This window comes from Sporocytophaga myxococcoides DSM 11118, assembly GCF_000426725.1.
Lineage (GTDB): Bacteria > Bacteroidota > Bacteroidia > Cytophagales > Cytophagaceae > Sporocytophaga > Sporocytophaga myxococcoides.
Window position 1 is genome coordinate 285,050 of the sequence record NZ_AUFX01000010.1, and the last position, 26,663, is coordinate 311,712.

General features: G+C 33.9%; 24 protein-coding genes. 5 read left to right on the forward strand and 19 right to left on the reverse strand.

From position 1 onward, the window contains the following. Positions 1-120: 120 nt before the first annotated feature. The 5 genes from K350_RS0113815 to K350_RS0113835 form a co-directional block, all read right to left on the reverse strand. Entirely contained in the window at positions 121-438 is a 318-nt protein-coding gene (locus tag K350_RS0113815; protein ID WP_156027042.1) for a hypothetical protein, read from the reverse strand. Positions 439-595: 157 nt separating this feature from the next. Beyond that, complete coding sequence (locus K350_RS31230; RefSeq protein WP_028980421.1) at positions 596-1,414, reverse strand: LuxR C-terminal-related transcriptional regulator; 819 nt, start codon at positions 1,412-1,414, stop codon at positions 596-598. Positions 1,415-1,865: 451 nt separating this feature from the next. Further along, on the reverse strand, positions 1,866-3,239 hold the full coding sequence (locus K350_RS0113825) for a UDP-N-acetylmuramate--L-alanine ligase (RefSeq protein ID WP_028980422.1): 1,374 nt from the start codon (positions 3,237-3,239) through the stop codon (positions 1,866-1,868). Positions 3,240-3,368: 129 nt separating this feature from the next. Then, the gene (locus tag K350_RS0113830; RefSeq protein ID WP_037575582.1) at positions 3,369-3,842 is read right to left on the reverse strand and encodes a hypothetical protein; all 474 of its coding nucleotides are present in this window, start codon (positions 3,840-3,842) and stop codon (positions 3,369-3,371) included. Between the two features lie 189 nt (positions 3,843-4,031). Further along, a complete protein-coding gene (locus tag K350_RS0113835; RefSeq protein ID WP_028980424.1) occupies positions 4,032-4,394 on the reverse strand; it encodes a winged helix-turn-helix transcriptional regulator in 363 nt (120 codons plus the stop codon). 106 nt (positions 4,395-4,500) lie between these two features. On the opposite strand from K350_RS0113835, the gene K350_RS0113840 reads away from it, so the two are divergent. After that, complete coding sequence (locus K350_RS0113840; RefSeq protein WP_028980425.1) at positions 4,501-5,043, forward strand: NAD(P)H-dependent oxidoreductase; 543 nt, start codon at positions 4,501-4,503, stop codon at positions 5,041-5,043. Positions 5,044-5,197: 154 nt separating this feature from the next. On the opposite strand, the gene K350_RS0113845 is transcribed toward K350_RS0113840, so the two are convergent. After that, the gene (locus K350_RS0113845) at positions 5,198-5,599 is read right to left on the reverse strand and encodes a hypothetical protein (protein WP_028980426.1); all 402 of its coding nucleotides are present in this window, start codon (positions 5,597-5,599) and stop codon (positions 5,198-5,200) included. Between the two features lie 311 nt (positions 5,600-5,910). Then, positions 5,911-6,267 (reverse strand): winged helix-turn-helix transcriptional regulator, encoded by a 357-nt coding sequence (locus K350_RS0113850; RefSeq protein ID WP_037575586.1) that lies wholly within the window; start codon positions 6,265-6,267, stop codon positions 5,911-5,913. Positions 6,268-6,376: 109 nt separating this feature from the next. Here K350_RS0113850 and K350_RS0113855 point away from each other — a divergent pair, with 109 nt between their 5' ends. Next, entirely contained in the window at positions 6,377-6,985 is a 609-nt protein-coding gene (locus K350_RS0113855; RefSeq protein WP_028980428.1) for an FMN-dependent NADH-azoreductase, read from the forward strand. 356 nt (positions 6,986-7,341) lie between these two features. Here the strand turns inward: K350_RS0113855 and K350_RS0113860 are convergent, their stop codons facing one another. From K350_RS0113860 to K350_RS0113890, 5 genes are all read right to left on the reverse strand, one after another. Beyond that, on the reverse strand, positions 7,342-7,932 hold the full coding sequence (locus K350_RS0113860) for an NAD(P)H-dependent oxidoreductase (protein WP_028980429.1): 591 nt from the start codon (positions 7,930-7,932) through the stop codon (positions 7,342-7,344). Positions 7,933-8,014: 82 nt separating this feature from the next. Further along, positions 8,015-8,536 (reverse strand): Crp/Fnr family transcriptional regulator, encoded by a 522-nt coding sequence (locus K350_RS0113865; protein WP_028980430.1) that lies wholly within the window; start codon positions 8,534-8,536, stop codon positions 8,015-8,017. Positions 8,537-8,863: 327 nt separating this feature from the next. After that, on the reverse strand, positions 8,864-9,790 hold the full coding sequence (locus K350_RS0113870; protein ID WP_028980431.1) for a hypothetical protein: 927 nt from the start codon (positions 9,788-9,790) through the stop codon (positions 8,864-8,866). A gap of 738 nt (positions 9,791-10,528) precedes the next feature. Next, on the reverse strand, positions 10,529-11,332 hold the full coding sequence (locus K350_RS0113885) for an alpha/beta hydrolase (protein ID WP_028980433.1): 804 nt from the start codon (positions 11,330-11,332) through the stop codon (positions 10,529-10,531). Positions 11,333-11,432: 100 nt separating this feature from the next. Further along, positions 11,433-11,921 carry a hypothetical protein gene (locus tag K350_RS0113890; RefSeq protein ID WP_028980434.1) on the reverse strand — a complete coding sequence of 163 codons (489 nt, stop codon included), beginning with the start codon at positions 11,919-11,921 and terminating at the stop codon, positions 11,433-11,435. A gap of 432 nt (positions 11,922-12,353) precedes the next feature. On the opposite strand from K350_RS0113890, the gene K350_RS0113895 reads away from it, so the two are divergent. Next, the gene (locus tag K350_RS0113895; protein WP_028980435.1) at positions 12,354-13,307 is read left to right on the forward strand and encodes a rod shape-determining protein; all 954 of its coding nucleotides are present in this window, start codon (positions 12,354-12,356) and stop codon (positions 13,305-13,307) included. Positions 13,308-13,526: 219 nt separating this feature from the next. Here the strand turns inward: K350_RS0113895 and K350_RS0113900 are convergent, their stop codons facing one another. Together K350_RS0113900 and K350_RS0113905 are read right to left on the reverse strand one after the other, a co-directional pair. After that, on the reverse strand, positions 13,527-14,171 hold the full coding sequence (locus tag K350_RS0113900) for an outer membrane beta-barrel protein (RefSeq protein WP_028980436.1): 645 nt from the start codon (positions 14,169-14,171) through the stop codon (positions 13,527-13,529). 268 nt (positions 14,172-14,439) lie between these two features. After that, complete coding sequence (locus tag K350_RS0113905; RefSeq protein WP_028980437.1) at positions 14,440-14,646, reverse strand: hypothetical protein; 207 nt, start codon at positions 14,644-14,646, stop codon at positions 14,440-14,442. Positions 14,647-15,264: 618 nt separating this feature from the next. Between K350_RS0113905 and K350_RS0113915 the strand changes: the two genes are divergently transcribed. Next, entirely contained in the window at positions 15,265-15,846 is a 582-nt protein-coding gene (locus K350_RS0113915; protein ID WP_081671005.1) for an SHOCT domain-containing protein, read from the forward strand. A gap of 89 nt (positions 15,847-15,935) precedes the next feature. Here K350_RS0113915 and K350_RS0113920 read toward each other — a convergent pair whose 3' ends face one another. From K350_RS0113920 to K350_RS31235, 3 genes are all read right to left on the reverse strand, one after another. Continuing rightward, complete coding sequence (locus K350_RS0113920; protein WP_156027043.1) at positions 15,936-16,613, reverse strand: hypothetical protein; 678 nt, start codon at positions 16,611-16,613, stop codon at positions 15,936-15,938. Between the two features lie 308 nt (positions 16,614-16,921). After that, entirely contained in the window at positions 16,922-18,025 is a 1,104-nt protein-coding gene (locus K350_RS0113925; RefSeq protein ID WP_028980441.1) for a hypothetical protein, read from the reverse strand. 239 nt (positions 18,026-18,264) lie between these two features. After that, a complete protein-coding gene (locus tag K350_RS31235) occupies positions 18,265-18,729 on the reverse strand; it encodes a DUF2059 domain-containing protein (protein ID WP_028980442.1) in 465 nt (154 codons plus the stop codon). A 676-nt stretch (positions 18,730-19,405) separates the two neighbouring features. On the opposite strand from K350_RS31235, the gene K350_RS0113940 reads away from it, so the two are divergent. Continuing rightward, positions 19,406-22,384 carry an Ig-like domain-containing protein gene (locus K350_RS0113940; RefSeq protein ID WP_028980444.1) on the forward strand — a complete coding sequence of 993 codons (2,979 nt, stop codon included), beginning with the start codon at positions 19,406-19,408 and terminating at the stop codon, positions 22,382-22,384. A 185-nt stretch (positions 22,385-22,569) separates the two neighbouring features. Here the strand turns inward: K350_RS0113940 and K350_RS0113945 are convergent, their stop codons facing one another. Further along, the gene (locus K350_RS0113945; RefSeq protein ID WP_028980445.1) at positions 22,570-23,118 is read right to left on the reverse strand and encodes an REP-associated tyrosine transposase; all 549 of its coding nucleotides are present in this window, start codon (positions 23,116-23,118) and stop codon (positions 22,570-22,572) included. Between the two features lie 819 nt (positions 23,119-23,937). Next, the gene (locus K350_RS0113950) at positions 23,938-25,743 is read right to left on the reverse strand and encodes a transthyretin-like family protein (RefSeq protein WP_028980446.1); all 1,806 of its coding nucleotides are present in this window, start codon (positions 25,741-25,743) and stop codon (positions 23,938-23,940) included. Between the last annotated feature and the right edge of the window lie 920 nt (positions 25,744-26,663).

A 26,663-nucleotide genomic window follows, 5' to 3' on the forward strand; every position in this document is an offset into this window, starting at 1 on the left:
GCCCAGTTGAGCATGGCGATGAAATAAAATTATTAATGATGCTATTTCTTAATAGTTACGGTATCAATCCAAAAAGGTCTTATAGCAAGACATTACCATCAGCATTAATAGTATGTAAAGTTATTTTTTAAAACGGTCAAGATCTAAAAGGTCTTCCCACCCAGGAATAGGTGGAACTCTAGGTAAATCGTTTTCTATTTCTACTCCATTTTTATTAATTTTTATTGTAGAGCCTGGCCATGCACATATTATTAAATCTGTATCTGTATGATCAATTGAAAACCTTCCCCTCTTCGGACCTATGCCCATAATACTGTATTTATCTCTTGGAGAAACCGTAAACTCCAGACACCAGGGTTCAATAAATATAGTAAACGGTTTATCTCCATAATTATCTATATCAATACTCTGTCCTATGTCTACTAAATCATCTTTCATAATTTTCATTCATTCTTTGTTATAGAACCTAATTCCTATAATTTTAAATATTTAGTAATATACATCAAGTGCGTTCATTTACTTTTACTTAAAATCACAATTTTATAAATAGTCTCTTGTATTGCTGAGAGAGAATCACCGGTGCAGGACAATTTGATTATTGGATAAAACCTCTGTTAATAGCAAAGGATATAAGTTCAGCTGTGTTTTTTTTCTCAGATTTTTCCAGCATGTTTTTTCTGTGGTTGAAAACGGTATGTTCACTTATTGACAAAAGAGCTGCAACATCATAGCTTGATTTTCCCTTGCTTAACAACTGTAATATTTCAAGTTCACGTTTTGTAAAAGAAATAGTTTTGTTTGGAGAAGGAAAGGTAGCGGCATAAACATTCTGAAATAAATCCTGATCATTCCGCCGGGCAACCACAAAATCCACTGCATTATCTTTTTTCACACACGTAATATCGGACATGATAAGCATTGTAAGTAATGGTAATTCCTGATCGTCTGTTTCAATTACATTCAACTGCTGCATACACCAAATAACAGAGCCATCTTTCCTGATAAGTTGGAATGTACCAGTGAAACGAAAACGTTTAATATCCTTGCACGCAACCTGTGATTGAAAATATTGGAAGATCGTAGGAAAGATTTGTTGAGTATAGATTGCTGCATGTTCAGAGGGTAAAGTGGAAATTGCATATTCCATTCCTTTAGGCCCCATATAATGTTCAGGAGAATGGCCTGTGATAGTCTCAATATTATCGCTCATGAAAATGTAATTATTTTGGACATTATTATAAATGCCAATAATAGCAGGAGAGTGACGCAATAATCCCTGAAATTGTTCATTTTCCAAAAGTGCAAACTTTTTATCATTGGATGAATCTTTATGACAGTATTCAGGAATAATTTTCTCTACAGAATCAAGAAAAATAGTGTAAAAATTTGCTGAACCGTTTTTGAATTTTCTCATTATAATGAGATAGGTAGTTAAATAGATTGATTAAGTAAAGATAACTATAAGACTGTGAGTACCCAATTAAGTCCTCCTACAAAAATAAAGATATTGCGTATTGACCTCTAATAGGTTTCCTAAAAAACATTGCTGGAGTCCAATTCTAGTCATATTTGAATAACTTTTTTAAAAGTACTTTTAACTCGTGAATCTCTGTGGTTTTTAAAATCAATCCATTTAATTTGCTCTAACCTCATTTCAATTATTCTTCTTTATGGCTAAAGTCATCCAAAAACAAAATTAACATTTGAATAGACTAATTTGTAAAAGTCATGCTCCCAAACCTAGACTACATCTCTGACATGAATTGAAAAAATAGCCGCTATAAAAAAAGCCCTCGTCAAAACGAAGGCTTTTCAATGTATAAAATCATTTATATAGTTTTATCTTCAATCACAACTCTATCCAATTAAAGTTGATTGAATGTAGATTCTGCAAATTCAGCAAGTGAAGGATCTCTTGCTCCCATCATTAAAATGACATCTCCTTGTCTTGTTTCTTTAGAAAAGTAGTCTGACATCTTATTGCGATCCTCAAACAAAAGAGCATTTTTACCGGCTTTAACAACCTCATTAATAACTACATCTGACGATATATCCTTAGTAACCGTTCCTCCAGCATAATACACATCTGACATCAGATAGTAATCTTCCGGCCTTAAAGTTTCAATGACTCTTTCTGCCAGCTCTTTGTGCATGAATCTCAATGGTCCATATCCATGAGGTTGAAACCATGCAAATACCCTTTTGCCTATCTGCTGACAACTACGGATTGCAGCCTGTACTTCGGCAGGATTATGAGCAAAATCATCTATGAGAAAAACACCCTTTTTCTCTCCAACCAATTGTGTTCTCCGGAATATACCCACATACGATTCCAAAGCTTTGGCAGCCTGTTCTATCGATACTCCAGCCACATATGACGCAGCTACTGCAGCGGCGGCATTTTCCATGTTATGCTTTCCTATTACAGGAATTTTAAAAGGTATACCGTTCAGTGTAAATTGTATTTCAAAACCAGTTTGTTTAAAATTCTCCGCTACAAATCCAGCACCTGGATGAGTACTAAAATCGTTTTTAGTATCCTGAGAAAGATTTCTTGTAAGCTCATGATCAGAATTAACAATAAACTTCCCCTTAGTATTTCCCTTAAAAGTTTTGAACAACTCTATCAGCTCCTCGAATTCTTTATGGTCTCTGTCTATATTCAAAACAATTCCGATTTCAGGAATATAGTTAACTATAGAGCCGTCAGATTCATCTGACTCAATCACCAACCACTCACTATCCCCAACCCAGGCATTTCCCGGAAGATTTTTTTTCTGTAAAACTGTAAGACCTGCGCCAGTAATGAGAGAAGGAGATTTCCCATTTTCCTGAAGAATATGAAAGATCATTGCTGTCGTGGTAGACTTGCCGGAAGTACCTCCAATAGCAATTGTCTTCTTTTCAGATGAAATAGCTGCGAGCAATTCGGATCGTTTAATAATAGGAATACCTGCTTCTTTTGCCTTTTGATACTCTACGTTAGTTTCTTCTATGGCTGTAGAAACAATTACCGCTTGAGTTGTTTCATTTATCCCTGAGCCATCTTGATAAAAGCATTCGATGCCCATAGACTCAAACTGCTCCTGAATAAGCATTTTCTTATCCTTACTAAATAACCTGTCCGAACCAGCAACCTTTTTCCCCACGCCTCTAAGGTATTGAGCAATGGCACTCATACCGGTCCCGGCTATGCCCACAAAAAAGTAATTATCAATGGTTTGAGTATTAAATTTCATATAAGAATTAAGTAACTAAGCCAAATTTAAATAAAGAAACGATAATATTTTTAATATGTTGGAATATAAGACAGTAAATGCAGCTTTAATTTACCAGCTGACGTGGATTTGAAATCCATGGCGCTATTATCAGGGCCAGTCAAATGCATGATTATTCTTAATAATTTTCTTAATTGGCTTTAGTTCCACTTTCTCTCCATTCCATTTAAGTATTTCAATAGATTTCAAAACCTCATACATGATTCTGTCTAAATGGATACAAGGATCAATGGAGCTTATAGGCGTACATATAACATTTTCCAATTCTTTACTATTTAATTTAAGATTTCCAATGTATCGTATATTCTCACATTTCAGAAAGTTATCAGGCCAGATATTATATGTAAGTAAGCCTCCTTGATCAAAATTATCATGATATAGAATTATACAATTAGAATTCATAAAATCAATGATTGAAGGAACTTCATGTATGCTAAAATCAAGAACAGTTATACCTAAATTTAAATGACCATTAAATTCTTCTCTTAACTCTGAAATAAAGAAACCACCATAACCTCCTTTAGACAAAGCTATGCTGTAACATTGACCAAGATCAAAATCCATAAACATCATTTCTAATATTCTTACAAGAATAGAGTATACTAGTATCTATTAAACAGAGATAAAATTATGAATATCCATCTAGATTGTAACTTTAATTCCCTATTTAACTTTAGAAATTATATAGAGGAAAGAGATCGTTCATAGGTTGCCATGGACAACAATGAATGCTATTGTTGTGAACAATACTTCTTATTTCTGTGCTTTTACTTTTCTATGTTTCTTTCCCCATTCTTCCAGCTGTTTCAGAATAGGTCTAAGTTCTTGCCCGCTTTTTGTAAGTTCATATTCAACTCTTGGTGGAACTTCTGCATAAACGGTTCGCTTTACCAAGCCACCTTCTTCCATTTTTCTCAATTGAAGCGTAAGCATCCTTTCTGTAATGCTCGGAATGCGTTTTTTAAGTTCACCAAATCTTAATTTCTTTTCAGCAAGATGGCAACAAATTACAAGTGTCCATTGACCAGCAATTAACCCAACTGCAAAAATCTGGTCACACTCATTGAGATTCATTTTGTTCTCAAAGTGTGTTGAGGTTTCTTTTGTTTTAGTCATTACTTACATTTATGATAGTACCACACATTTGGTTGTCAATATACTAAACAAGATGTTACTTTCTAAATTTGGGATAAGAGTTTTATTAAAACAAAATAAATTTAGAATGAAAACATTAGTAAACGTTATCCATCCAAATTTGGAAGGCTCATCTATCGTTAATAAACGGTGGACAGAAGAATTAAGAAAGTACCCTGAGAAATTCGAAGTTCGAAATTTGTACGAAATTTATCCTGACGGAAAAATCAATGTCACAGAAGAACAGAAACTTGTTGAAGCACATAACAAAATTGTGTTTCAGTTTCCCATCTATTGGTTAAGTAGCCCGCCATTATTCAAAAAATGGATGGATGAGGTTTTGTCTTACGGCTGGGCTTATGGTGCAAGTAGTAGCTATAAGTTGGAAGGTAAGAAAATTGCTTTGGCATTGACCACTTCTGCTGATGAAGCTACCTATTCAGACAAAGGTGCATTTAAATATACTTTGAAAGAATTTACCCGACCTTTTGAAATCACATTTGATTGGATAAAAGCAGACTATAAACCGTATTTTGCTTTTTTTGGCGCACCACACACAACAGATGAAGCTATACTGAAAAAAGTGGAACAAAGTGCAAAAGAATATGTCTCGTTTGCAGAATCCTTATAAAATTTCATTTTCTAAATTTTTAAAAACTTTGTCAATTCATAATGTTGGCAAAGTTTTTCTTTGTTAAAATCTGACTTGAGGTAGTTAGGAAGTCATTGCCTGGCAAAGAGACTCAAGACTATAACTCAGCGTTGACAAAAGTTTTATTATCTAATCATGAAGCATATTTATAAAAAACACTATCCTTCTTTAGCATGTAAATATTTGCTCCTGACCAGCCTTCGAGATTAAAACTATCTGTCTTGATAATTCTTTTTGTACCTGAATGATAATAATATTTAAAATGCACCGGACAAGGAAATGATTCATCCGAAATCCCAAAATTATCACTTATGGTATCCTTTAATTCATTCACTGTATAGCTATAGGAACTATCACATATTATAAATTCAATACTTCTAAGACTGTCAATTTTACCATCCATGTATATCATACAATGCGTAACATTTTTAGGAAAGGTTTTATCTCTTTCATTCTTATATATCATAAGAATCCCCCCTAGCCCAAGAATCGTGATAATGAATAATATTACAAATATCTTAAGTATCTTTTTCATCCCTTATGAATATAATGCGTTCTAATAATAAAAAATATTTATTGTTATTGTCTGGATTCAAAAATAAAAAGGAATGACGAATAAAAATATTTAGCAGTATCCGCAGCAAATTTCTTTTTTTACCAAATGAATTTTCTCTTACCCATACACTTTATCTCTGATTTATTAAGTTATAGTTAGTCAGCATGAATATATACCCAATGAAAGGTAAAGACAATAATAACATGACTAGTTTCAAAAGTATTGCTATGGATTTTATACCCTTCGGACCCAGGACATAGTAATGAAAAGTACCGGGATAAGGAGTATTTTCAGCTCGCAGTAATTTTCTTTTTGTGTTTTTGTCCCCAATCGGCTAATGCGCCAACCACGTCTTTGAGTGTTGTCGCATAGTCCGTAGCAATATATTCTATAACAACAGGTATCTGGTCAGCTTGCACAACTCTTTCTACCAAACCGTTTAATTCTAATTGTTTCAATTCGTTTGAAAGCACTCTTGCTGAAATACCTTTAATTATTCGTTGCAATTCATTAAAGCGATTATGTCCACTTATCAAAGCAATTATAATTCGTAATTTCCATTTGCCACCCAAAACATACAACGCGTCCTCGACTGCACTGATGTGTTTAGTACATTGAACCTCTGAATAAATTATTTTCTGCTTCATCTTTCTTAAAAGTAACCTGAATGTTACTACTAACCTTTAGTATACTACTAACTATTTGTTAGCAAATGTAAGTAATTTTGTGCCATTGAAACATTTAAAAGTAAAAACGATGCTTAAAAAGATATTGCACATAATTACAAGTCCACAAGGTGAGGCTTCAATCAGCAGACAATTAGGGAATACAATCATTGAAAAAATTCAAGCGAAATATCCTAACAATATTGTGAAAGAAAGAGATTTAGCTAAAGAAGCTTTTCCGCATTTGGACGGATTGCAAATTGGTTCATGGTTTACTTCTGCTGAAAATCGCACGCCCGAACAAGCAAAAGCAATAAAAATTTCAGATGAAGCGATTGAAGAAATGCAGGAAGCGGACATTTATGTCTTTGGTGCACCGTTCTATAATTTCGCTATTCCGTCCACACTGAAGGCTTATTTAGACCACATCGCAAGACCTGGAATTACTTTCCGCTACAAAGAAGACGGGACGCCTGAAGGTTTTTTGAAAAACAAAAAAGCATATATCGCAATCGCTTCTAGCGGTGTTTATTCCGAAGGAAATTTCCAGTCGTTTGATTTCGTAAGTCCGTATCTGAAATTTATACTCGGATTTCTTGGTATTACTGATATTACTACATTTCGTATAGAAGGACAGAGAATTGCAGGCCTACAGGAAACTGCGCTACAAAAAGGTCTTGAAAGTGTTGTGATAGATTAGTATTTAGGATCGATGCTTGTTTTTCTTAGCGATTGGCTTGCAAACAATGAGTATCGTACGAAAGTTTCCTATAACTAATTTATAAATACCAGATGCTTTTATTTTTCATTTATTATATCCCAATTACCAATTTCTATCTTACCTTCAAATTGTTTAATAGACTTTATATTCGTCAACAGTTTTGAATTAACCAAAGAATAGCATTTATTGATGCCATCGCATAAAACGATGGCATCAATCCTAAAAAGCCTTCTTCCACTGAGTTCATTTCCTATACCGCAACCCTTAGTTGAAAACTTACTCTTATTCGTGAGCTTATGGTAAATAACATAAGCCAGGGCCGGCTGGGCCTTTTATCAAGTCCACTTTGCAAATTTACTTTCAAGGTCAGCCAGCCATTTAACCCTTTTCTCCTGACTTACTGATTTTACGGAAGCAAAGCTAATCCAATTGACGTTTTTGTATCCCATAGTTTTAAATACACTCCTAAGCATTGCTTTTTTGATTAAATTTCCAATGAAGAGTGAATACATTATTTTGGGTTTATTCATAGTGGTAATAATTGTAACGCTTTTTAAATTCTTTAAGAGTGGAACTAATCCGAAACCTCTTGGATGGTGGTCATATACAACTCCAGGACATAGAACTCTATCTATAAATCCCTTGGTCATTGCTGGCATTAAATCCCACCAAATTGGGAAAATAAAAATCAGGTGGTCTGCTTTTTCCAGGCGTTTATTATAGTCTATTACTAATGGATCAATTGGCTGGTGTTCGACAAAAGCTTTTAAGTCCGCCTTTGACATTACGGGGTTAAAACCATCATTATCAAGATGTATAAGGTCAACCTCGTGCTTTCCTTTTTTTATTCCATTGGTTACTGCTTCCAAAATGGCATTGCAGTAACTCTTTTCGTAAGGATGATTAAAAACTATCGCTGTTCTCATTTTTGTACTATTTAAAATGGTATAGAACAAAGATGAACAGTCGAGAGGCTGTCTGACGATAACAATTGTAAAGAAATGAAAATTATCGTCTGTTTCTTATTCGACTTAATGATACAGATGTAATACCCAAATACGAAGCGATATAATGTTGTGGGACCCGTTGAATAATTTCGGGGTGCTGTTCAATCAATTCTTCGTAGCGTTTTTGGGGACTGTTTTTAAGATATGAATAGAAAAGCTGTTGGATTTGAAAAAGTCGACGAAATAAATGCTCTTCCATATCCTGTTTCACTTTAGGTAAATTCTTCACAATAAACTGGAAATCATTTTGTGAAATCGTCTGTAAAATACAAGGTTCTAAACTTTCAATGCTATATAAACTTGGTTGATTTGTTCTGAAACTTTCAATAGAAGAAACACTATCTCTTTCAAAGAAAAATTGGGTTGTTACTTCTTTACCATTATTGTTAACCCAGGTTCGTAAACAACCCTTCTCTATAAAATACATTGTTTTCGAAACCTCTCCTTCCTGCAAAAGTGTAGTCTTTGCAGGAACCTCCTGTCGCTTGAAATACTGGCTGAATAGATCCCAATCTCTTATCATTGCTATTGTTAGTTTGATTATTATGTTTTCATTTTTTGAATAATCAACTGAAGTTGTCAGTCATTGCCGGCTGTTCCCTCTTTAGTTGAAGTCTTTAACTTCTGCTCACAAATGTAAGTAAGTTTTTAACTTGAAGAATAATATCCAATAAACTCTAATTAGCTTCAATCCAATAAAAAAAAGCCCCAATTTTTATCGGGGCTATTTTCAATATGTGTTTGATTTTTTTCTTTTTCTGTATTACAAACCGCAAGTTAAAAGCTTGTCATATTTGTAGACTTAAGTTTTGAAAATAAGCCAGAACGGCTATAAACCCATCACAGCCTATTAATTCAATAATCCATATGGGTAAATAGTGTATTTGCCATCCACCAATTTTTGATATTTCTTACTTAAATCATTTAATTTTAAATTCTCAGATATTGCTGCCATATAGTTATACAAGATATACTTGTGAATTGAACTAACATTATTTGAATTTAACTCTTTATCAATTTTTATAACTTTTTCCCGAGCAAATTCACTGATGTTATCATTATATTTTATAAAATAATTATCATTCATAATTATGGAATCAAGAATAAGCTTTAATTCTACAATAGAATGGATTAATAAATTATCAGGTAAACTTTCATAAAATTTATCTAAGTCTTCGATGGCTCCACCCCATTTAGGCTGTATTAGCTCAGAATAATGAATATAAGGCCATATAAAATCGGGATGATTTTTTGTTACAGTTTTAAAAAAATCAGAGGCTTTTGAATTATCACCTAAACTCATATATAACCTTATATTACGTGAGTCTAACTCAGGTTTATAAAAAGAATCTGCTGAAACTGATTCAAAAGTTTTTTCACATATATCAAGATAATCAAAAAAGCCTTCTGCATCTTTTTGCGAAACATCTTTTGCCAGCTTGTGGCTTCGTGTTATCCAAGCCAGATGTAAATAGAAAACACCTAAAGTGATTTTAGATATATCACTATCTTCGGATTCATCCCATTTTAATAATTCATCTTCATTAAGGGATAGAGACAAATGATCAATAATTTGTGTAATATCATTTAAATTTTGACTTTGTATTTTTTTTCCTGCTTCACTATAATCTTTATTTTTTATTAGCCTTTGAACTTCCTCTGCGACTTTTAGTCCTAATGAATACTGTCTTCGATATCCTTTTTTCTTTTTAAAAAAATATCTGATTCCAATTATTATTGAAATGATAATTCCCCAAGTAATTAATGCTTCTCCCATTTTATTTTTAATATTTACTAACAAATAAATAACAGACCTATTACATATACCTTCTGGCTGAAGTCTTTCTCAATTGTCCCTACAAATTTAAGCAAGCTTTTAAATTGCGGACTAAGCTTAAAAAAGTTCAACATAAATCTAAAATAGCCCTCCTTCAACTGTTACACCTTCTAAGGCTAGAAGAAGATCAACGATTAAATATATTATAATTAATATAATGGATATTCCCAAAACTAGCCAACGCCAACTTTTATTTTTCTCAATCCTTCTTTTAAACAGATATGAATTTGCAAAAACAAAATAATTTATAATCAAATAAATGAAAGCAATGAGGTGGCCAACCGGATGGCATACCCCACAAGTATTAAATAAATATATTATCGTTTCAAAGGAGATATAAACTAAAATTACTATTCCCCCAAAGAACAATTTATGCTCTAAATACCGAGCTATGATCATCATCATTTATTTATTATATACTCTTCCTTTAGCCAAAATAATGCTCACCCTAGTGGATAGGTCAAGGACTTCTGCACACAAATGCAAGCAAGTTTTTAAATTCCTGGATATTATCCGATAAACTCTATTCAATCCCCTCCAAATATAAAAATAGACCCATATTTTATCGGACTTACATTTAAAAACATGTATTTTATTTTTTCTTTCTGCATTAAATCTGCAAGGTAAAAACTTGCTCTCTTTTGTAGACTTAATTCGATAAACAAAAGACAGAACAGGTCATTCATCTCTCAGTATTTGTTTTAGTTTGTTCCTATAATCCTCGTTGTCAGTCATTCCATTATGTCCTTGTCCTCTTAGAATTATTAACTTGTCCTTACTCTTAAACTCGTCTTTTAGTTTTAATGACGAACCATAATAAATAACTTCGTCACTGTCTCCATGAAATATGATAACCGGAATTTTACAATCCTTTAGATGTTTGTTTGTCTCAAATTTGTATTTCAAAATGACAGTAGGAATAATTGAATAGGAATGTCTCATCATGTCTGTCAAACTATAATATGGCGCTTGTAAAATAAGAAGCTTAGGTTTGTTTTCGGAAGCAACTTTTGAAGCAAGTCCAGTACCGATTGAATACCCTAACACAATGATCTTATCTTCTGAATATTCTTTCTTCAGCTCGTCATAAGCTGTTTGAATATCTCCATAGAGTTGATTTTGACCATCTATTGTACCTTCACTTTTTCCGTATCCACGATAGTCTAATATAAAAACATCATAATTTAAGTCTGTGTATGTCTTTGCAACGTATCCCCAAGAACTTAATGAACCTGCATTTCCATGCAAGTAAAAAATTAATCCTTTTGAGCTGTCAGTTCGAAATAAGAGTCCATTTAAAATTGTTCCGTCATCAGCTTTTATATTCTTTTCTTCAAATTTTTGTTCAAATTGAAATAGATATCCTTTGTCCAATTTCTGTGGAAAGAAAATTAATTTCTCTTGAAAAATATATAAGAGTCCACACACCAAAATGTAGATAACTAAAATTATTATCAATGAATTTATGAGAAATTTTTCCATTATGATCTACTTTAAATGACGCACAACTTATGCATATAAGGCGTTTAACAGTCCCAATCAAGAATTAATCCACCTTTGCTGATGCGAGTTTTATGCATTGTCATCGTGCGTTATAAATAATCCTTCTATAATCATCAATGATGGCATCTATAATCTTTGGATGTGCTTTCTCTGGATTAGTTGAAATCCCAAAGTCCATCGTCTTGGTTTTTGCAGGGAGTCCGGTTAGAGACTTAGAATAAACCAATTCCAATCTATAAATAAAATACTTCCCGGGGCTTGACTTAAAGTCTTCGAACTTTTCAAACAAGGAGTCTAAGGAAGCATGAAGTTTAGTGTCGGCAAATATCAATGAAAGATTAATACCCAGTTCTTTGGCTTTTGTATCAGGCTTTTTCCTGTATTTAAATGTACTGTCAGCAATGGTATATTCAAGTTGATCCTCAAAATATATGTCGTGAAAACCGAGATCATAACCACAGGCTGACTTACAATGGCCACTCGATATTTTAATCTGCTGAAGATATTCTGTCTGGGCATTCACTTGTCCAGACAATGCTAATATCATGATAAAAATGAATTCTCTCATTATCGTTTTAAAAATGTTCCATAACTTATTTATTCAGGCACCAGGTGCACTCTCGGGCTGAAGTCTAAGACTTCTGACCGCAATGTAAGTAAGTTTTTAATTTGGTGTGTATTATCCAATAAACTCTATTTCATCTGCCTTCTGCTCAAAATAAAAATAGCCTCGATTTTATCGGGACTATTTTTCAAAATATGTACTTTGATTTTTTCCTTCTCTGCATTACAAACCCAGGCTAATACTTGTCCTCAATGGGTTTGCTAAGGTAGACAAATTTAAGCCAGATTGTTTTTTTAATTCCCGCCTATTTTTGTCTATTTTTATATTACGATGTACTTGTTTATTCAATGAGTATGGTAATGTGCATGTAAAGCCTATTATATAGCTTCAACATTGGACGAAATTATTTTTAGATACTACAGTTATAAAAAGAATATGGGATTACTTAATTTTTTAAAAGATTCAATTGGCATTGATCCAGGGAGTCAACATTTGAGAATTATCAAAGACGGCGAGTTAGTATTTAATGAATCATCGCAAATTTCATTTAACATAAGCAACAATTCTATTTCAGGACTTGGAGATACCTGCAGCTCTTCAGAACTGGATGTGACAATAAAACCGGTGGATTATGCAATTGCTGATTTTCACGCTTTCGAAGCGCTTTTGAGAGGTGCTATAAAAAAAGGGCTAGGATCAAAATCAATTTTTCCTAAGACTTACAAGATGTATTATTGCATACCTACAAATTCAACGCAAATAGAAAAAAGAGCTTATAGAGATTCAGGAGAACACGCCGGAGCAAGCGAAGTATACATGATTTATCAAAGTTATTGTACTGCAGTTGGCTTAAATCTATTGTTCGAAAAAAAGGACTTCATACTTATTGACTTCAGTTTTAGCAAGATTGAAATAACTGTTTTCGTTGACTCTATACCAATTTCAGTGGGAGTAATTAAAATGGGAACTTCAAAGATTTTTAGATTATTTAAGAACTTTCTTCGAAGGAAATATAACCTCAATATTAGTGACAAGGAAGTTGAATCAATCCTAAAGGGGGTAAACAATGTTCAGAGTGAAATTAAAATTCAGAGCATGACCATTAAAGTCAGTGAAATCCATAATTTGTTAGACAATTTATTTGTATTAGTAAATGATGAGTTCATGGAGACAATTGAGCGTGTTAATATCAAGGATATTGGGAAAGTCATGAAGAATGGAGTGTATTTTAGTGGAGGCGGTTCGGCGATTGACTTCCTGAGAGATAAAATTCAAATAGACAGGGAAATAAAACGAACAACTAGTAAAAACCCAATGCTTGATAACATCAATGGCCTAATGAAAATAATAGCAGAAAAGGACAAATTCAGAAGCTATTTTATAGTATAGTTTTTCACTATTAGAACAAAAACTTACGGGATATTATTCGATAAACGCTATTAAATACCTTACTATTCAAAATAAGAATAGCCCCAATTTTATCGGGGCTATTCTTCGAAATATGTATTTGATTTTTTCTTTTTCTACATTAAAAACTGTAAGTAAAATATTTGCTCACGTCTTAAGCTTAAGTTAACTAAACTTATACCAGAGAGGGAAAACAGAGTTTCATCTAAAATATAATGTCACTTCCCACTTATTCTTATATATATCCTTAATGGCATTCGCATACTCTGTTCTATTGTCTCCAGCTTCATTGGTTAAAGCAAAGCAATATTTAACCTCTGGAATAAAATCGCATAATTTAGTTTTAAACATATAATTTAAGCCCAATTCAATAAATGATTCATTTCTTTTGAATTTTATTTTATCACTCGGTCTTGAATTAGTTTTTCCTATTTGCAAATTTCCCGAAGCCCCGCATACCAATCCAATAGGAATATTTTTAAATGGAGTGAGAATAATATGAACAGGCAATTTTAAATATGAATATCCAAAAGTAAATTCTTCGCTTATACCGTTTTTGGTAAAGATAAAATTATCTTCCATAAATTCAGTTGAAGGAGAAAATCTCATTTGAAATTTTTCGCTAAATAAATACGAACCACTAAATCCAAGGTCAAATCCCCAACCGTTGCTATTCTTAATGTTCTCAAAAGAGTGATTTGGATTAAGATTGATAGAATTAATTCTACTGACATAACCTAATTGAAATCCAATTCTAAATTTTCCTGTTTGGGCCGAAGAAATAAACCAGCCAAAAAGTAAAACTAACAATAGGATATTTTTTTTATAACAGACTGTAAATGACATAAATTAATTTAAATAAATGAACTATATTAATTCTCTGGCCGAAGCCTTTAATATATTCCCTCAAATGTAAGCAAGTTTTAATTTGCGACTTATTATTCAATAAACTCTATTTCATCACCTTCTATTCGAATACAAAAATAGCCAATAATTTTTTACTAGCTATTTTTCAAAATATGTATTTGATTTTTTCTTTTTCTGCATGCTAAAAATTGCACTCAGTTATAAGCTTAAGTTTTGAAAAATTTAGCAGAGATGTGGTCTAACGGGTTTATTGTACACCGGCACACTTTCTTATTTGGTTTTCAATTCCAATTTCTGAATTCAATTTCTTATAGACAACACCTGAAATAGTCAGGCTGATAAAAGACGCAGTCATAAAACTAGCAATTCGTCCTTCGAATTCAACATTTGTCCAGATAAGGATCAGAGTTAATATATGAAGGCCAACACCAAACCAAAACGATCTTATTCTCATTTTTTTTTAATCTTAAGATTAGATAAATCACTGCCAGAATGAAGATGCCGACTGTCGAGAATCCCATAGTCATGTATACTTGTCCCGATAATTTCTCTCCCTGTCCACCAGTCTGTTTCAAAAAAGTAGTCATTATGATTAATAAACTTCACCATTAGAAAAAATGTAATCCAGAATGATAAGTCTTTAATTAAAACGTGAATTGGGAAAATTCTCATGGTCTTTTACTCGAATCTGTCATACAATAAATGACTTTCAACTTATTTATATACGTAACAGATGCGTATATTTTTCAATTTATATCTATCCAAGTTACTGAACTTTAACCAATATTCAAGCTATCTAATAGGCTTATTATATGGCTGATGCTTTTGGTACATACATATGTATAGGTCTCAGCAGTTTTCATGCTGAAATATCTCAATAATTACTTAATTGAAGACAGTGGCCAGAGAGCTGGATAAATTCCATCTGTAAAGACAAAGCCAGGAGGAACAGAATTGAAATATTTTTTTAACACAAATATGCCTGGCAAAAATTCTCAGCATATTAATAAACCGACAACTTATCTTTATCAAAACAAGTACACATATAAAAAAATGGCTTAACCTAAACATCATGCCCTGTTCCTGGAAACCACTTTACCTATTATCTCTTTTTTGCCTTTCTTCTATCGTGCTCAGCAGTTGTGCTGCAAATTATCAGCGTTATGGAAAAACACCCTGCGAAAACCTTTCTGCATCTTATGAGTCGCTTAGGAAAATTGCTCTTGAAACAGGATCGAAAGAAGAAGATATTGTGCTGACAGATTACTCATTGAGATACAACAACAAGAAAGAAATTATATTTTCTGATATCAAAAAAGTAATCGTAACAACTGGCAGAAAATCATTTGCTAAAGGACGTAAATACAGGCTTATTGTGGTGATGAAAAACAGCCTCAAACGGCATCACCTAATTACATTTGACTATTTTCTCGCTGTTGATGTATACAATAGGTTGGAATGCGCTGCAGGCATTCCAGCAGGCGAAACAACAAAGAATATAAATCTTTCATCGCCCGACCTTGCTCCTCAGCCGTCTCAACCATTGACTCTTTTCGAGAAGTATGAACTCATAGCAAAATTAAAATCATTACTAGATTCAGGTGCTATTACCCAACAGGAGTTTGATTCAGAAAAGAGGAAACTATTTGAGTAATGGCTAGATAAAAAGCTAATTACAGTTAGATTGTGATGACGGGTGAGTGTCAATGTGTAACATTCCCAACTCCCCGCCCTGTACCTGACTTATGCCCTTTCTTCTCTCGGCAGTGGCCCAAACTTCGATTTCTTATTCATAATCATGTACCAAAGAATTTTGACCACTAAACCCAAACCACTCTTGTTCCTCATGTATTCCAGGTCAGTTGCTTTTATATCTATGTAGTCCTGGGCATCTGCCATCAATCCTGTTTTGCTTCCAGGTGTAATAGTGCCTTGCAAAAGCTGGGTTCTCCGTTCTACAATGAGATTGAAGAAAGGCTTTGGGCTGTTAAAAAAAGTACGAATCAATTCAGGAGTGATGTGCTTCACCCCGTTATTGTCGACATGCCCGCATAATGCAACAAAAGATTGCCATTGAATATGTCCTCTAAATCGAGCTTGATTTCTTTTAATGAATCCCTTAGCTTCCCGAAGGCCGTTCCATGTTAAATAAGGCTCCGCTTTTTGTGTAGTAACGAATGCCGCCAATACATCATGCGTTAAGCGATTGTCTTTAATTCCAAATTCTGCACTTATTTGCTGAAGCCTTTGGATAAGCATTTCCATTCTTACGGGGTCAACACCTTTTGTTGCATGAAATACTCTGCTTGAATTCGCACCCTGTCCCCAGCCCTTTACGCAATTTGCTATATCCGTCTCGTTCTTTTTGGAGGCAGTTTGCGCCTGGATCCCATTTCGCGCCAAAAAACTTAAGAGTTTCATCCACATGTTGTTTTTGAACCCCAGGCCCTCCTCGCCAAAGAGTCTATCTGATGTTGACTTATCGACAATAGCTTTCTCATTACCGAATGGCCAGATGTGCCTTTCAATACCAGGTTTAAGATCAACTTGATCTTGCCACTGTGGTTCTTTTTGTTGGTGATTTGTCATTAGTGAAAAAAGATTGGTTATCAATATGATGAAAAATATGGGTACAACAATGCTAGTTCTGATTCATACCCATTTAATGAAAATTCAGAAAAAATTTGGCTTCGAATTAATTAATAAAGTATGTTTCGGCTTACGCACGTTCAATGTCTGTTGTCACAATTTATTTGAATGCATTTGTCTTGTGAATTCAGGTAATTAATGATTGGACAACCAAAAGAAACCCATTCAAAGCCAAATATCACTTCGGGTTTGTCTTTGAAAAGTTTTCCTGTCCATTGTTCTTTGAGGTCATGAAAATTAGAATTGTTTATTCCATAGTTTAATGGCGTTGCACTTGTTCCTTCACTATTACTGAACATTGTCTCATTAACTACATTACCTCTTTGCTTTTCTATTACAATTAAATGTCGGTCTTGGACTTGAATAGGATTATCTGGCTCAATATAGTCTTGTATGAAAATCTGGTAATTATCTGTTTCGCATAAGTAGGCTTGTTTATTTTCATCGTTATTCTGTTTTTGTACTTCGGTCAAATTGCTTTTTTCTAATGGAAATTTTTCAGGTTTGATTTTTTGCCAAACAATGGCTTTCATTTGCCCAGTCACAAAAGGATTTTCTTTACCGATAAAAACCAAAGCCTTACTAAAATTTTCCCCAAGTCCTTTTAAATATTTTCTTACTATTTCAAATCCAATCATGAAGTCGTATTGACTGCAAGGACAATCATTTATGTCCATATAGATATTTAGATAGGCAACTACATTCAGTTTTCTAACAGGAAAAGAAAGTAGTACATCTGTAGAGTAATCGTAGATAAACACACTGTCTGATTCTGAAATGTTGGTTTTTGAGAGAAATCTCTTTCTATACGTTAAGTTTAATTTAAAATATTGAAGGCTGTCCTTATCAACATTTTCAAGACTTGGAATAGCGAGGGAGTCTGGATGTTCGCCTAATGGATAGATGTCAGACAGTGAAATAAAACCAACTTTTTTGTTTGCACTTTCTTCTAAATCTCGGATCAAATATAAGTCAAACTCCTTAGTATAAGTTATTGGGTCGATTATATCAGAACTGCTGCTAATAGTATGTTCGTCATTAGTTACGATTCCCACATTTTTTGTTTCTGTTTTATATTCGTTATCTGTCTCAAAGTCTTCTGTTTTTTTAGCTCCTGAATTATTTTCACTACATGATATAAAAGTGAAAATTGTTAACCCTAAAAATGTAAATATTCGTTTCATTCTTTTTATCCCTTTGTTGCTAGATGTGTTATTCTGAAGTCTCTGGCTGAAGTCTTTGACTTCTATCCACAAATGTAAGCAAGTTTTTAACTTGCGGGCTATTATCCAATAAACTCTATTTCATAATTCTCTATTCAAAATAAAAATAGCCTCGCTTTTTATCGGGGCTATTTTTCAAAATATGTATTTGTTTTTTTCTTCTGCTTTATAAATCGCAAGGTAAAATTTCATAGCAGTTTTTATTTTAATTCCTCTAATTTCTTTTTTATTCTTTCCTGGAAATCAGACATATACTTGGACATCATAACATTCATCATATCTTTCGTAATCTCAGGAGTTTTTTCGATAAACTTTTGTCCTGTGGGGGATTCATAGAAGGCAATTAAATCTTTTACTTCTTTTTCAGTAAAATGCTTATCATAAATTTCAATCATTTCAACATTAACTAATTTCTTGGATAATTCTTTAGCCTCATTCATGACGAATTCAATATACTTATCAAATTTTTCTTTAGAATCTGCGCCTTGAATTTGTCCACTTGTTTGTTGTTTGATTGCTGAAACCAAGTTATTCATTGTTCCATCTATCATTTTTTCTGTTTGTATTAAATTAAAAAGCTTTTTTAAATCTGCTTTCTTACCTTGACCAACTGAAACAAAACTAAATCCAAAAAATAAAATAAAAACTATTACTCCTTTTTTCATATATGTTAATTATTACCAGAACTTAATAAACTCTTTAAATCTTGTCAAATTGCACACACATGTTTATATACACCAAGTGTGTAAATTTATCTTTTACATCCACCAATTTACCCATTTCTATCCTGAGTTCAAATTTTCTAATGGGCTTTTTATGAGGCTTATGATAATGGATCTTCCAAGTATAGACCCTCTCTGGCTGAAGTCTTTGAACTTCTGCCCACAAATGAAAGTAAGTTTTTAACTTGCGGGCTATTATCCAATAAACTTTATTTCATAATTCTCTATTCAAAATAAAAATAGCCTCGCTTTTTATCGGGGCTATTTTTCAAAATATGTATTTGTTTTTTTCTTTTTCTTTACAAACCGCAAGTCAATAGACTTGCTCTCATTTGTAGGCTTAAGTTATAAACTTAATCCAGAGATGGGCTCCGCTACATTACATAGCATTTTAACAAAGAGAACCTAAGTTATGCTATAATTCCATTTTCAGAAAATAATATATTTATAAGCCCATTCTGGGATATAGCTTTTAATTATACTATATAATACTATAATTAAAAAAGGAAAAAACTGGCTCTTTAATTTTCCTTTATGTAATAAAAGATACACATATCACAATCTTACTTTTACGATTTTTGAGGTAATGCATAACTTATATTAATTTAAATCTCACGTTATGATTAAAAATTACCTAAAAACTAAATCCCTCACATGGGTCATACTAGGGTTATTATTGACCGGTCATGCTTTTGCGCAAACACATACCTGGGAGAACTTCAGAGAAAAAGAAGAGGAAAGTAACAGGATCCGGAAAGAGTACTATGAAAAAAGAGTTAAAAGTGAGTTCTTTAAAATCAATGAAGAGATACGTCATGCTGAATATGAAAAATATAAAAAAGCAAAGTTAAAATCGGGTACTTTAAGAACTGCAACAGTAGAAACCATTGCCGACGGAATGCTTAACGGCGAGTGGATTGAAAAAGGCAGTAAAAACCGTGCAGGCCGCATACAGTACTCTGACTTATGGGCTCCTACCAATAATGTTTACGCTATATCTAACGGAGGTAATGTATGGAAAGGGAATTACGATGGTACCGGCTGGGTCTGCTTAAATAATTCTTTCAAACTGACAGAGCCAAAATTTCTTGATGTAGTTCCAAACGGAACAGGGAAGCGTATTATAGTTGGCACTATATCTAAAGTATATTATTCCGACGATGACGGATCTACCTGGGAATATGCTACAGGCCTTAACGATATACCTCAGGGGGATATATTGAGAACCATAACAGTGGGACAATCCGGGACAGCTGTATTTGTTCTGGCGCGCGAGGGTTCTTATATCTCTTTGTACCGTTCAATCAATAAGGGTACAAGTTTTACAAGAATAAGAAAAGCGGCATATTCAAACTCTGACGACAGAAAGTACAGTATATGGGCACCACTTACAGAAAATACTTATGCATATATGATCAATAAGGATTCTACATTCATAATGCCTACTTCCACAAATTCAGGAACAGTGATACGTATGTTTAAACACAATCTTGACCTGGGAGAGAACGTACGCCTTAGCGGTACCAAATCTGGTTCGAATATTATTTTCTATATGAACAGCGATAATGGCTTCTACCGTTCGGACAATAACGGTTCTTCATGGCAGCCTTTAAATAGTCCCGGCGTGGGATTATGGGGTGACTATAGCTTTAGTGTAAGTACCAGCAATCCGAATCTCCTGTTCTGGGGCTCTCTGGATTGTTACAGAGGTATATACAACACCAGCACAGGACAGATTTCATGGACAATGGTGAATAATTGGAATGAATACGATACCGATCCTGCCACAAAACTCCATGCAGACATACCAAGTGTATGTCCGGTATTTACTTCTTCTAATGTTGAAAACTTCCTTGTAAACACCGACGGTGGTATTTATAAATCTACTGATGGTCTTACCACAGTAAACAACATTACACTTATAGGAATGCAGAACTCTCAATATTATGGAGTTTATACTTTAAGAACAGATCCTAACCATATTATGGCTGGCTCACAGGATCAGGGCTTTTCAAAAACATTTGTAGACAATGGTGGTGTTCTTGACTTTGCCCATATCTGGGGCGGAGATGATGGCAGAACCGTATCCACCGATCATGCGGGTTACTGGCATGCCAGCATCTATACCATCAGCTATTTTCCGGATGGAAAATCTAATAAATATTTCTATTTTTGGAGTCAGTTTCTTCCAAAAACATTTCTTCCTTCTATTACAGAGCACCCTACCAATCCTTTCAAGCTTTACTTTGGAAGCGGAATAAGTCCTACAGACCCTACTGCAAACATTCTTGAGTTCTCTTTTACAAGTAACGGAGTAACCTATAACGAACTTCCTTATGACTTCGCTGCTCAGTCAGGCTGTCATAACATTTCAGGAATTGGTATCTCAAGACAAGACAATAACTACTGGTATGTAATGACAGACAACGGCAAACTGTTCACTTCATCAAATGGAGGAAGCAGCTTTACCAAGCACAATTCATTCCCTCAGCTCGATGGTTCCGCGATTTTAGGTCATGCTATTTATCCGTCTAAAACAACATCTGGTACAGTGTACATAGGCGGCCAGGGAACAAATATTGTTTCTGGTGTATATAAACTAACCAATCACGGACAAAGCTTTGCTCCTCTTGGGACCGGTCTTCCTCCAACTCTTGTATTCGATATTTGTGCAAATGATGATGAGTCTTTGATTTTTGCTGCTACAGAAGTAGGACCTTATGTATATGTAACTGCTACCAATACATGGTACCCAATGAAAGGTTTGAACGGACCGGATCAGATTTATCATGATGCTGAATTTATCTCTTCTACAAACACAGTTCGTTTTGCTACCTTCGGAAGAGGTATCTGGGATTTCAAAATCCAATTTACAGAAAACCAGGCTCCTTTTGTTAATATCACATCTCCTGCAAACAACTCAACCTTTACTACAGGAGACAATATAGTACTAAGCGCTACTGCTACTGATGATGTATCGGTACAACAGGTAGACTTCTATAATGGAACTACTTTCCTTGGAACAGATAATACACCTCCGTATACCTTTACATGGAACAATGTTCCTGCAGGAAGCCATACTATCAATGCCAATGCTTATGACAATCTGGGCTTAGTTGGTGTAGCATCTCCGGTTGCTATTACCGTAAATTCAGTACCTGTATGTACAGCTCCACAGTGGGTATCTACTACTGCTTACATAAATCCTGCCGAAGTACAATATGCAGGTATAAGATACAGGGCTAACTACTGGACACAGAACCAGAGACCGGACCTTAACAATGGAACTCCTTATTCTGGAAAACCATGGACAAGTCTGGGAACCTGCAATGCAAGAGTAACGGCTCAGACAATGGACATTTCTCCTAACCCTGCAGAAGGGTCAACAGTGGTTACTGTTGATATAACTGAAGAAACCGAAGTTGTTATTTATGTAATCGACAACCTTGGAAGAAAAGTAGCGGATGTTTACAAAGGCAAACTAAGTGTTGGAAAACACACATATGACATGGAGTCTGCTAATTTTACTCCCGGAATTTATCGTCTGATTATGGAAGGCAAAAACGGCAATATGGCGGTAGGATTCCTTAAAAAGTAATTCCTTAGATTTATAATAGATAAAATGTGGAGGCTGTTCCGAAAGGGCAGCCTCTTTTATTATATAAATCATAACTTGCGCGCGTTTGTAACCATAGCCGTCAGGTTAAGAGATTGATTCCCTTCTCTGGCTGAAGTCTTTGACTTCTGCCCACAAATGTAAGCAAGTTTTTAACTTGCGGGCTATTATCCGATAAATTCGACTTCTATAAGTCCTTTCTTTCCTGAATAATTTATTGCACTCGAATATATATAATCCTCCGGACATCTGACAATACCGGCCTTAACAGGATTTTCATGGATATATGCCAACCGCTGATCCATCATATCATTAGAACTCAACTCTATTGGCCTGTTGTCTTGTTGCCAGAATTGATATTTTTTATTATTGCTGTTCTTCAACCCCGCCGACTTAAAGAGCCACAGCATCCATTTCCTCCTGCTTTCCTTAGAATCATTAATAGCCTTTATCAGCTCTTTGGATGTATGCTTTTTAAAATCTCTAAGTATATCAGATAAGTTTTTTCCTTTATCTGCTCTTACTATCATGTGGTAGTGATTTGTCATTAAAACCCAGGCATAAATAATAAGGCCTTTTTCTTTCTGACAATACTTTAAACTCTCGACAATAATATCTTTGTAATGCTCGCGGGTAAAGACATCGGCCCATTCTACTACTGCGGTTGAAATAAAATATAATCCTTCCGGATCATTGATGGTGTATTTGGATGACATAGCTGGTTAATTTATTATTCTTCAAATATAAAAAAAGCCCCGATAAATATTGGGGCTTTTAATTTATTTATCTGATTAAAACCTTATTTCTGTATTATAATCCGCAAGTCAATAGACTTGCTTTCATTTGTGGGCTTAAGTTAAAAACTTAAGCCAGACAAAACGTCAGACTTAGCCCAGAGGGGGAGTTTGGGTTATCTAAAAAATTATCTATGTATGTTATTCCTTCCATATTTCTTAATTGTCCTAACGTTTGATTATAAGGCGGGCCGACACGCCCATCTCTGGCTGAAGTCTTTGACTTCTGCCCACAAATGTAAGCAAGTTTATAACTTGCGGGCTATTATCCAATAAACTCTATTTCATAACTCTCTATACAAAATAAAAATAACCTCGATTTCTATCGAGGCTATTTTTCAAAATGTGTAATTGATTTCTTATTTTTCTGCATTAATAAAGCAAGTTAAAAACTTGCTTTCATTTGTAGGCTTAAGTTTTGAAAACTTAAGCCAGACACGTAAAGACATCGGCCCATTCTACTACTGCGGTCGTGATAAAAAACAATCCTTCCGGATCATTGATGGTGTATTTTGATGACATAGCTGGTTATTTTATTATTCTTCAAATATAAAAATAGCTCCGATAATATCAGAGCTATTTTGAAAACTATCTTGAATTTTTAATTTGTTTTCCTTTATAACCGTAAGTCAATAGACTTGCTCTCATTTGTGGGCAAAAGTCAAAAGACTTCAGGACAAGACACCGGTCTTAGCCCAGAGGAGGTTAAAAACTTGCTCTCAAGAATTTTGCATTTAGAATTTATTCTCGCACTAATGTTTGATGCAAATACTCTCCCTCCATGTCAATACCAACAAGACCAACATTTCCAATGCCATCAAAATTACTGTCACTTGTTTGATTTACTTTAAAACGATAATTATATCCATAATTATCTGTTAATATCAATTCATCATTAATAAATTTAATGCTCCATATATGTTCCCATGACTCCCAAGGCTCTGCACTTCCATTTTCATAAAATCGTTTCTCATATGAAGTACTAATCCCCCTAGAATTGAAAATAATACGCTCAGAAAACCCAAGCTCATTAGTAGCATTCAACATGAAACTGTTTATGATCCAAGTTCCTTGATAATTAAATGAAGGAACTTTATCTATTGTAAATTCCACTTCATTTAAAACTACATATTCTTCGGAAGGAACAATTTCTACTTTTACTTTTGCAGGGCTATCTTCTGGTACCAGTGGATTATATTGAGTTGTTGCATTTCCAGAAGTAGATGAATAATAATCATTGTTGCTTCCATCTCTTAACCATTTTACCAAAATTCCATTTCCAATTTCGCCATCATCTCTTATAACTTTCACCTGAAGTGCTTTAGGTAAAATTCCTCCCACTTCTCCTTTCTGATTATCTGTACTCTCTTCTTTGACTAATGTTAATCTTGGTCTTTTCTTAAAATTAATTGTAAAGGAAGTATTTTTACTTATCCACCCACCTTTATAGAAAACAATTTCAAGTTTTTCCACTCCAGAATTTTCATTCTCTATACTTGTTTCAAATGAAGGAAGACTTACTATTCCATTTGCATCAGAGGTGACAACTTTTTCTAAATATTTATAAAAAGAAGTTTTCGCTTTTATCACAACAGTCTGGTTAGCGGCAGGACTACCATCAAAAGTCAATTTAGCAATTAAAGGATCCTTTAAGGATTGACCATAAATTACTGTTTGATTATCACCTGATACAGCCTCTATTTCAAACCTGTCTAATATTTCCCAGGCTTTATATATATCTGGCTTTTGTATTAAACTAGATAGACGACTTCCTATTTTCTTTACTGCAGATCCGATACCTGTCAATACATTCTCAAAAAAACTTGAAGCATTTTTGCCCTGCTCTATCAAATCCCGAATCAATGCATCTATAGATGTTTTGATATCACCATTATTAATGGATTCTTGTAAATCTGTTAAAATCTTTATGATACCATACTGATGCGATGAATTCATTACTTCAATTTGAAGTTCTTGTACCTTCCTTTCGAAATTTTTTCCTTCTAAAATGTTTTCATCTGAAATGTTTTCAGTTCTTAAATTGGGCGAAAATTGTTTCTCAGATATTTTTTCAAATAAAATTTTCCTGACAAGGTTTTCTTTAATTACTTCATAGCATGTAGTTTGAATTAGACTATCATTAAATGGAGTAATTTCCAAATAAAAAGATGGGATTGTGGAATTGTCTTGAACCGAGCTGATAGTTATTGAATGAGTAATTTTATCAACTACCGTTTTTATTGATTGTTTCTTTAGAGCATTGTAAAATATATAACCATTTAAGGATTTTACATTTCCTGATTCATCTGTTGATCCTAAATAGAAAAGCGTATCTGCTCCTTTTGATACCTTAGCTATAATAATATCATTTGCTGAAGCAGGATACGTCTCTGCAAATATAATTTCCTGAGAAGATGTCGAATCAGGTGTTGGTAATGGATTAACAGGAACTGGGGTTGGTACAGGATCGTTTTTTCCCTTCTCACATCCGGTAAATAAGAATAAAACACAAATAACGAATAAGAAATTTAGGTAACGTAATAGCATAATTTAATACATTAATTAGCAATATAAGGTTTTTTCGTTTCAAGTATTTGGTTTCTTTTAATTACAAAGCAAATAGAACGTCCCGACCTAAGATTAAGTTGACAGGAATTGAAGATAATTCCGCTATGGTTATTGGTTTATATGCCTGAAATTCCAAAGAGCTATTGGCCCTCAGGCTGAAGTCTTTGACTTCTGCCCACAAATGAGAGCAAGCTTTTAACTTGTGGGATATTTATTACCCAACAACCTCCATTTCATCACCCTCTATCCAAATACAAAAATAGCCCCGCTTTTTATCGGGGCCATTTTTCAAAATATGCGTTTGATTTTTTCCTTCTCTGCATTACAAACCGCAAGTTAGAAACTTGCTCTCATTTGAAGGCTTAAGTTTTGAAAACTTAAAACAGAGCGGGAACAGCATAATTGTTGTTAAAGATAAATTATAAAATAGTGCAGCGTTTTAAAGAGATTCACAATCAAACCGAAACCCAGTGGCTGAATGGATAAATTGCCGCTACCACATCAGCCACTGCTCGATTTTATACAGTGTTCTCAGCTGGTTTTATTAAATTCATTTAGATAGTTTATTAAATCTAAATGAAATTCATTAGCTACCCCCTCTGGTTGAAGTCTATCTGACTTCAACCCACACAAATAAGAGTAAGTTTATAACTTGCGGGCTATTATCCATAAAACTTTACTTTATCAGCCGCCTTAGCCCAAAAACAAAAATAGCCCCTGGTTTTATCGGGGCCATTTATCAAAATGTGCATTTAATTTTTCTTTTTTCTCATTATAACCAGCAAGTCAATAGACTTGCTCTCATTGTGTCGTCCTAAAAAAAGTTTACAGTTTGGATTGGTAATCCGATTATAAATTTACACTTTTTTATTAATCCTAAAATCGCTTTACATTTGATC